Source organism: Microcystis sp. LSC13-02 (assembly GCA_002282935.1).
Classification (GTDB): Bacteria; Cyanobacteriota; Cyanobacteriia; order Cyanobacteriales; family Microcystaceae; genus Microcystis.
This window is the reverse complement of sequence record MTBT01000025.1, coordinates 1-8,033: the sequence shown is the minus strand read 5'-3', so window position 1 is coordinate 8,033 and position 8,033 is coordinate 1. Positions and strand designations below refer to the sequence as shown.

9 protein-coding genes and 1 tRNA gene are annotated in these 8,033 nt (G+C 45.9%); 5 read left to right on the top strand and 5 right to left on the bottom strand.

Features of this window, described 5'->3' with window-relative positions:
• The first annotated feature begins 210 nt into the window (after nt 1-210).
• Together queG and BGL89_RS01600 are read left to right on the top strand one after the other, a co-directional pair.
• Complete coding sequence (gene queG / locus BGL89_RS01605) at nt 211-1,158, top strand: tRNA epoxyqueuosine(34) reductase QueG (protein ID WP_286824009.1); 948 nt, start codon at nt 211-213, stop codon at nt 1,156-1,158.
• On the top strand, nt 1,148-1,786 hold the full coding sequence (locus tag BGL89_RS01600) for an HAD-IA family hydrolase (RefSeq protein ID WP_286824007.1): 639 nt from the start codon (nt 1,148-1,150) through the stop codon (nt 1,784-1,786). The genes queG and BGL89_RS01600 overlap by 11 nt, the downstream gene beginning before the upstream one ends.
• An 87-nt stretch (nt 1,787-1,873) precedes the next feature.
• Here BGL89_RS01600 and BGL89_RS01595 read toward each other — a convergent pair.
• Nucleotides 1,874-1,959, bottom strand: a tRNA-Leu gene (locus BGL89_RS01595).
• Between the two features lie 172 nt (nt 1,960-2,131).
• Between BGL89_RS01595 and ndhL the strand changes: the two genes are divergently transcribed.
• The 3 genes from ndhL (at nt 2,132) to BGL89_RS01580 (ending at nt 3,357) form a co-directional block, all read left to right on the top strand.
• Nucleotides 2,132-2,371, top strand: a complete 240-nt coding sequence (ndhL, locus tag BGL89_RS01590; protein ID WP_002732218.1) for an NAD(P)H-quinone oxidoreductase subunit L — start codon at nt 2,132-2,134, stop codon at nt 2,369-2,371.
• Nucleotides 2,372-2,391: 20 nt separating this feature from the next.
• The gene (locus BGL89_RS01585; protein ID WP_158199343.1) at nt 2,392-2,697 is read left to right on the top strand and encodes a DUF3007 family protein; all 306 of its coding nucleotides are present in this window, start codon (nt 2,392-2,394) and stop codon (nt 2,695-2,697) included.
• Nucleotides 2,698-2,928: 231 nt separating this feature from the next.
• Nucleotides 2,929-3,357: an ATP-dependent zinc protease family protein gene (locus BGL89_RS01580; protein ID WP_286824010.1), complete on the top strand. Its 429-nt coding sequence runs from the start codon at nt 2,929-2,931 to the stop codon at nt 3,355-3,357.
• Here BGL89_RS01580 and BGL89_RS01575 read toward each other — a convergent pair.
• From BGL89_RS01575 to BGL89_RS01560, 4 genes are all read right to left on the bottom strand, one after another.
• Nucleotides 3,346-3,774 carry a hypothetical protein gene (locus BGL89_RS01575; RefSeq protein WP_286823981.1) on the bottom strand — a complete coding sequence of 143 codons (429 nt, stop codon included), beginning with the start codon at nt 3,772-3,774 and terminating at the stop codon, nt 3,346-3,348. The genes BGL89_RS01580 and BGL89_RS01575 overlap by 12 nt on opposite strands.
• An 11-nt stretch (nt 3,775-3,785) precedes the next feature.
• On the bottom strand, nt 3,786-5,531 hold the full coding sequence (locus tag BGL89_RS01570) for a R3H domain-containing nucleic acid-binding protein (protein WP_502692589.1): 1,746 nt from the start codon (nt 5,529-5,531) through the stop codon (nt 3,786-3,788).
• 117 nt (nt 5,532-5,648) lie between these two features.
• Nucleotides 5,649-6,650 carry a circadian clock protein LdpA gene (gene ldpA / locus BGL89_RS01565; RefSeq protein WP_286823977.1) on the bottom strand — a complete coding sequence of 334 codons (1,002 nt, stop codon included), beginning with the start codon at nt 6,648-6,650 and terminating at the stop codon, nt 5,649-5,651.
• A gap of 672 nt (nt 6,651-7,322) precedes the next feature.
• Nucleotides 7,323-7,904, bottom strand: coding sequence for a DUF3727 domain-containing protein (locus tag BGL89_RS01560; protein WP_286823975.1), 582 nt, complete (start codon nt 7,902-7,904; stop codon nt 7,323-7,325).
• Nucleotides 7,905-8,033 lie beyond the last annotated feature (129 nt).

Below are 8,033 nucleotides of genomic sequence, written 5' to 3'. Positions count from 1 at the left end.
GCGTGATTGTTCAAACTTTTCGTTAGTTTTCTCAAAAAGTTTATAGATATCTTCGATGGTAATCGGTTGAGCCATGGTTATTTGTTTTAATTCTTACTCTAATTGTACTACCCAAGTACCAGTCAGTCTTATCTCTTTACCAGCCCATTACGTAACAAAAAATTTATAATTGCCAATAATTGTTACAAATACTTGACTTAAGATATTTCTATGGTGACAGAAACACAAATCAAAGAAAAAGCTCTAGAGTTGGGCTTCCATGGGGTCGGTATTGCCTCTGTGGACAGCCAAGACTCGGCGGTATCCCATCTAAAAAGCTGGTTAGAGCGGGGTTATCACGCTGATATGGATTGGATGACTAACCCGAAACGACAGGATATCAAAACTCTTTGGCCAGAAGTGCGATCGCTAATTGGTCTCGCCCTTAACTACTACACCCCCCAGCAACACAGTCAAGAGCAAAACCATGGCAAAATTTCCCGTTATGCTTGGGGACGGGATTATCACAAAGTATTAAGTAAAAAATTAAAAGCCCTCAGTCAATGGTTAGAAAGTCAGGGGGAGCAAATTCAAACCCGTTACTATGTGGACACCGGACCGGTACAGGATAAAGTCTGGGCGCAAAGAGCAGGGATCGGCTGGATTGCCAAGAATGGTAATTTAATTACCCGCAATTACGGCAGTTGGGTGTTTTTAGCAGAAATATTAACTAATTTACCTTTAGAACCGGATCAACCCCATAGTGACCATTGTGGCACCTGTAGCCGTTGTTTAAGCGCTTGTCCGACCCAAGCAATAGTTAGTCCCTATGTGGTGGATGCTAATCGCTGTATTGCATACCATACCATCGAAAATCGTGCTGTAACTTTGCCTACAGAAATTGCCAAGAATTTACAAGGTTGGGTAGCTGGCTGCGATATCTGTCAAGATGTCTGTCCTTGGAATCAACGTTTTGCCCAAGTTACCGACGTGGAGGATTTTCAACCTCGTCCCGAAAACCTCTCGCCAAGGTTGGATGAATTAGCTAATCTAACTATAGAGGAGTGGGATCGTCGTTTCATCTCGTCGGCCCTGCGTCGAATCAAACCTCAGCAGTGGCGACGTAATGCCCAAGCTAATTTAGCTCATTCCCCTCACCCCGTACAAGATGACAATTAAAGTAGTAGTGTTCGATTTTGATGGTACTATCGCCGATACCCACGATACTTTCGTGGAGATTGTCAATCGTTTGGCTAAAAATTTCGGTTATCAACCCATCAACGAGGAAGATTTGGCCAGACTAAAAAACCTTAGTTCCCAAGAAATTATTAAACAATCCCAAGTTTCCCCCGTTAAAATCCCTTTTTTACTCTATCGAGTTAAACGGGAATTAAATAAACAAATTGAATGTCTGAAACCTTTCCATGGCTGGCATCACTGCCTCGCCACTCTTAAAGAAAGAGGCTATAGATTAGGAATAATAACTTCTAATACCAAAGAAAACGTCACCATCTTTTTAGCAAATAATCAACTCTTAAGTTTATTTGATTTTATCTATTCGGGAACGCCTTTATTCAGCAAACACAAAATTATCGATCGCCTGATCCGACAAAATAAATTCTGTCCCGATGAAATGATTTATGTCGGCGATGAAACTAGAGATATTACTGCTGCCCAAAAAAGTCGAGTGCAAGTGGTGGCAGTCGCTTGGGGCTTTAATTCCCCTCAAATTCTCACTCAATTTAACCCCGATCATCTCATTGATCATCCCCTAGAATTATTGGATATTTTAGATAGGGCTGGCTGAAAAAGTTTTTCCTGGGGGCAGGGAAAGGCAGTTTGGGCATTTGTACTAAAATACCCAATACTCAGTTTAAATATAGACTTCGATCGATGGGGGCAGAGAGACTCGAACTCTCACGAGCTTATAAGGCTCAACGGATTTTAAGTCCGTAGCGTCTACCATTCCGCCACGCCCCCGTTATTTAACCGACAATTTTTTATCATATCACAAATAATTTAATTGGCAAGAGTACTTTCAGTAAATTATTTTAGCCCGCCAATTCGATCGCCACAAAGGGGGAAAGAGGGGGTAAAATAATCAGCAGGTGAATTGCCGTTCACCGACAGCTATTGAGAAAAATCAATCCTTATGCAATCAATTCTGACGCAAGAAACCATTATCATCGCCCTGATCTACCTATCTCTCAGTGTCTTGTATTTGCTCGTCATTCCCGCCGTTATCTACTACTACCTCAATACGCGCTGGTATGTGGCTTCTTCTTGGGAAAGAGGGTTTATGTACTTTCTGATGAGCTTTTTCTTCCCCGGGATGCTGTTGTTAAGTCCTTTCCTTAACTTCCGTCCCCAACGTCGTACCCTAAAAGCTTAAGTTATCAACCAAAAAAACCCATGAGACGCATCGATGTCATCGGGATTGGTATCGGGATGTTTGCTGTGGGCGGCATCCTCTACATTATCCTACAAAAAACCGGTTTAGATAGTGCTTCGGCGGGAATTTGGAGTCAAGCGGTGTTGGTGGGTGGTGTCATCGGTTGGATTTTTACCTATCTGTTTCGAGTTGCCACCGATAATATGACCTACGGCAAACAGCGCAAGGATTACGAAGATGCCGTCTTTAAAAAACGCCTGGAAGCGATGACTCCCGAAGAAATCGCCCAAATGCAGCGGGAGATTGAAGAAGAAAAAACTAAATAGGGCTTGCTGAATAAATCTAAAAACTTTGTTGGATAAGGCTTTTAGACTTTTTTTCCCTCAAAAAGTGCCGGACCTGGGGGTGATCGGGGGTAAAATTCAGGGACTTTTTCCCTGAAAATTAGGTAACTGACTACCTCAAAATCGGTAAAACCCCACACCCCACACCCTACACCCTACACCCTACACCCTGCCCCTAGGAAAAACTTTTTGCCGCAAACCCTAAATAGACGGATGAAACCCGATAAAATCATCATCGGTTGGCGAGAATGGCTCGATTTACCTGATTTAGGCATTACCAAAATAAAGGCCAAGATTGATACAGGCGCTCGCTCCTCGGCCCTACACGCTTTTCATCTCCACCCTTTTCGAGATGGCGATCGCAATTGGCTGCGCTTTCAAGTTCATCCCTACCAAAAAGATAGTCACCACACTGTCACCACCAGCGCAGAAATCCTCGAATGGCGACAGGTAAAAAATTCTGGGGGTCAAAGTCAACTACGTCCTGTTATTAGAACGAGTGTATTACTTGGCGGTCGTCAATGGGCGATCGAATTAACCTTGACTAATCGCGATGTCATGGGTTTTCGGATGTTATTAGGACGAGAAGCGCTGAAAAAAGGCTTTCTTGTCCATCCGAATAAGTCTTTTTTACTGAGTTAAGTTATATTTAGGGTTTGCGGCAAAAAGTTTTTCGGTGGGGGTAGGGTTTGATTCTAAGTGAGCAATTTTCCATAACAAAGCAGCAAAAGCCCCTGCTGCCCAAAAATCGGCTTTTTCTAACTTCCAAGTGCCGGGGGTGGGACTATTCCCCCTCCGTAGCCAATTGAAGAAATTAAAACCCGATGGCTCTGGATGGGTAAGATAGGGATAGAGAATTCCCCGACGGGCATAACTATCGAGATAGTCGATCGTGGTAGCTAGTTTAATCTTAGCCAGATCGAGACAGAGCTTAATTCTTGCAGCTAGGGGCATTTTGGCGCGCAATTCCGCCGCCGATTGGGGACGATGGATAATCCGGACGGCCACCGCACCGATCACCGCCCCGGTACCGATAAAGATGAGCGTGCGTCGCTGCAAATTCCCGACTCCTAAGCTGGATAGATGCGAATACGGCGATTCGGTTCCTCTCCGAAGCTATCGGATTGGAGACGGTAATGCTCGACTAATTCGTGTTGCATTTTCCGCACTTTCGCCGATCGCGGCAGTAACTCCACCGGTTGGCCGGTAGGGATAACGATTTGTTCCACCGCTAACCGGGCCTCCTCCAAAGCTTCGATCTCGTCATCGCTGCCGCTGCGGGCAAATAAACGCAGATCTGCACCTTCCTGATTCATCGGGTCATCAATGCCCAAAATCCGCTTTAAACCCCGAGAAATTTGGGGCATGGTATTGGATTTGATGCCGTGGATGGGAATTTGTCTTACTTTGGCAATTTGCCGCAATTTTGACTGATTTTTAACGTGGGAACGCAGGGCCAGCACTGCGTCGGCCTCCTGTAAATCTTTGGTCAAAACGATCGGCAAATCTAGGGCCTGTACTACCTGTTCGATCGGGGCGCGACTGACTCCGTAGGGATAGACATAAACCGGCCAATCTTCGCCATTGGGACCGGGGACGCGGACTTTTTCCGTTTCCGGTTCTTCCTGCAGCCAGGATTGTTCGAGGAGGCGATCAAAATCGTTTTCCCGGTTGAGTGGGCCTGCACCAAAACGGTCCACGGGAGTCATTCGGCCATCGGCCCGCCATCCCTTGGGTTTATCCATTTCCGGCAGATAATTGCCGCGCAAAGGGGTCAACTTTTCCGGTTTTGGTTCTTCCTGAGTGACCTGTACTTTTCCCTCCTCATCTACCCAACGGATTTGAGCAATTGGTTCGCGGCCTCGCAGCAGTTGGTCGATAGTAGTGGATACGTCTTCGTGGATGACCCAGCGCTGACGTTCCAACATTTCGATGGCAATTTCAAAGGTGGGCGGTGCTTTGCGTTCTAAAACGGTCTTCTGAGAACCCCGGCGGCGTGCTTCTTCGTCTCCGAGAGTTACTGCCTGAATTCCCCCGACTAAATCCGATAACGTCGGATTTTTAATTAAATTTTCCAATTGATTGCCGTGGGCGGTTCCCACTAACTGCACCCCGCGTTCGGCGATCGTACGGGCGGCCAGAGCTTCTAATTCCGTACCGATCTCATCAATCACGATCACCTCCGGCATATGGTTTTCCACCGCTTCGATCATGACTTGATGCTGCAATTCCGGACGGGACACCTGCATCCGACGAGCGCGACCGATGGCCGGATGGGGAATATCTCCATCCCCGGCGATTTCGTTGGAGGTGTCGATAATCACTACCCGTTTATTGAGATCGTCGGCTAAAACTCGGGCTATTTCCCGGAGAGCGGTGGTTTTCCCTACCCCCGGACGACCGAGCAAGAGCAGGGATTTACCCGTTTCCACTAGGTCGTTAATCAGGGTGATCGTACCGAAAACGGCCCGACCGATACGACAGGTTAAACCGATAATTTCCCCGTCTCGATTGCGAATGGCACTGATGCGGTGCAGGGTGCGTTCAATCCCGGCGCGATTATCGCCGCTAAAACTGCCCACCCGGGCGATCGAATACTGGATTTCTTCTTTTGAGATCGGTTCGTCCCCCAGATCGATCGCCCCATCGGGAAAACGCGCTTCTGGTATGCGTCCCAAATCCATAACTACTTCGATCAGTTGATGCTGCCGCGGGTGTTCCTCGATTTTGCCGCGAATCCGCGCGGGTAGAATTGCCAAGAGTTTGTTTAAATCGTCGGTAACTGGCATCCGAGAGGAGGGTAGGGTTTCTGGCATTAATAATAAAGGGTTTTGGCGATAATTGGCTGTTTTTATTTCCCAGATTTTCTTGGGGTCTAACACATTTAGGGGTTAGTTGTCAATCAAAAAAATATTATAGTTTTTTGACCAAGGTTAGGCTTTTAATTGAGCAACGAGAATAGAAGCGGCTTTAACGGCTTCTTGGTAGGCTTGGGGGTCATTTTCAAGGTTAGGCTGGTCTAAATGCTCTAAAATTGGCAAAATCAATGAACGGGCGTAACTTCCATAGGCAATACCAGCGATTTTTTCTCTCAGTCCCAGTTGCTGTAATTTGGTCACGGTATGGTCATTGGTTCCCCCGGCTAACTGCACAAATCCGGCTAGATTGGTGGAAAGGACTTTTTTGGCCATGTTAATGGCCGGGTGGGTGGTTCCTTTGCCGATATCGCCGCTCATCGGTCGGCCGTCCGTCTGCCAAATCAGAGGACAGCTTAGGGGTGAAATAGTTTCTCGCAGATAGTGGAGGTAATCAATGATATATTCATGATCTTGGCAACTTATGGCGAGTATTTTTAGGTTTTTACTGACAGTTGCGAGCGCTGGCCAGAGTCGAGCAAATTCCTCTCCATGACCGACTTGGGTATGAATTTCGATCGCATCGACTCCCATTTCGATAATTAAGGGGATAATTTCTTGGGGTTGACAGACACGGGATTTTGTTTCGATTATTTGCCGGGGACAAACGGGTAAGCAGCGACCGCAACCATAACAGCGCTGTTCGATCACTCCTCCCCTATCGATAGCATAAGCGGGACAGATTTTTTCGCAGGGACGGGGACAATCGACCGGACAGAGTTGCGGGTTAAAGATAGCTTTACGAAAGTGGGGATCTTCCCCGTCATTGAGACTGACCATTAACCAAGGTCGTCGATTGGGAGGTAATCCAGCGATTTTTTCGGCGGTTTCGATGCCTTCTTTGGCCGCAACAATCACGGCTCGGTCGGCGGCCACATCAATACAATCGGCCCCGGCGATAGTATAGGTCAAAGCGAGGTTGCGAATCGTGGGCAAATCTTGGTAACTAGCTCCACAGATTAGCTTGAACCAGTGACCCGCAACTAAGGACCAGAAGGGAGAGGAGTTTTTATCTAGCACTTTTTTATCCTATCGCAGCCTGCCCCTAAACGTCAGCCTTGTGCTGCTCTGATAGTAAATATTCTGACTAAAGACTAGAACTTTTGCATAATTAATTTTTGACGTTTCAAAAAGGGCAAAAATAAGGATTAAATGGCATAAAATCTGTAAATATACCATTTAATTGCTTATTATTCATTCTTAATTCTCCTGACTACTGACTCCTAACCCCAACAACAATTTTTGATTTTTACAAGAGGTCTATTCTTCCTTTGGCATCAGTGTCTGTCCCGGGCTGCCCCTCACTTTTGCCAGTAAGCAGAGGCTAGAAGCCTATCCGACAGATAATAAGTTCGTCAGTGGTTAGGGAAATGTGTATTAAGGCTCTTCGTTACTTGGTATGGTTCGATCAGGGGGCATAAATCGGCTAAATCCTTATCCGGCAAGAGACTTAATTGATTAGCTCGTTCTAGATCGAAAACAATTGGCAAAAATCGAAGCAATGTCTTTCTATATAAGGGTTTCATCCCTTATAACCCCCCTCCATTGCATAACACAAACCGAAGAACCGTAATTAATTTAGAGAAAAAATACCAAATCCGTTTTAATCACGACGATAATAAAATCCCAAAAGATATACTGTGACTAGATTTATCAAAAATTTTGGTCGGCGGATTTGGTAAAATTATGTAATTAATCGAGTTCATCAAACAAAAGTTCCTCTAGAATTGGTCCCATACCGTCATCATCGGGGGAAACTAATTCAACTTTCCCTTCCGCATCACCGACGGCTAAGAATAACAAAGGAGCTAGGGGACTGTAAATCGAGTATTTTTGGTCTTCCGAAAAGAAACTGGCGAGAAATTGCAATTCTTCCGGCTCTGATGACAAGGAGGGTTCATCGCCATCAATTTCTAAACTGAGAACATTATCTTCTTCCAGGGGCGGTAATTCACCACTAACAGTCAAGGTGTGGGCAGTGGATTTGAGCAATAGGTCTAATTCTGCTAAAACTGCCTTAGCATCGGCGAAAATCCGCTCTATTTCCTCGCTATCTTCGATTAAGAAGGCATCGGATTCTTCTTCCTCCGATTCCTCATCCCAAGCTAGAATCATCACCGGGGTATCCACGGGAACAAGAAGCATATAGGTGAGATCATCGGTTTCATAGGCATTCTCAATATAACAGTCCAGCGATCGACCTTGCTCATCCCAGAGGGTTATGATATCCGCTTCTTCGAGTTCGTTTTCTTGAAAATTAAATTGAGGGGACATAGGCTCTCAAACGCTAATGATTGAATCAGAATATCATGAGTTGACATCCTCACCGCCGTAAACGGACGGTGATTCCCAAACCTCACGATTTAGGTTTCTGCTTCTTTCCCTTGCGGGGTTTCGCACCTG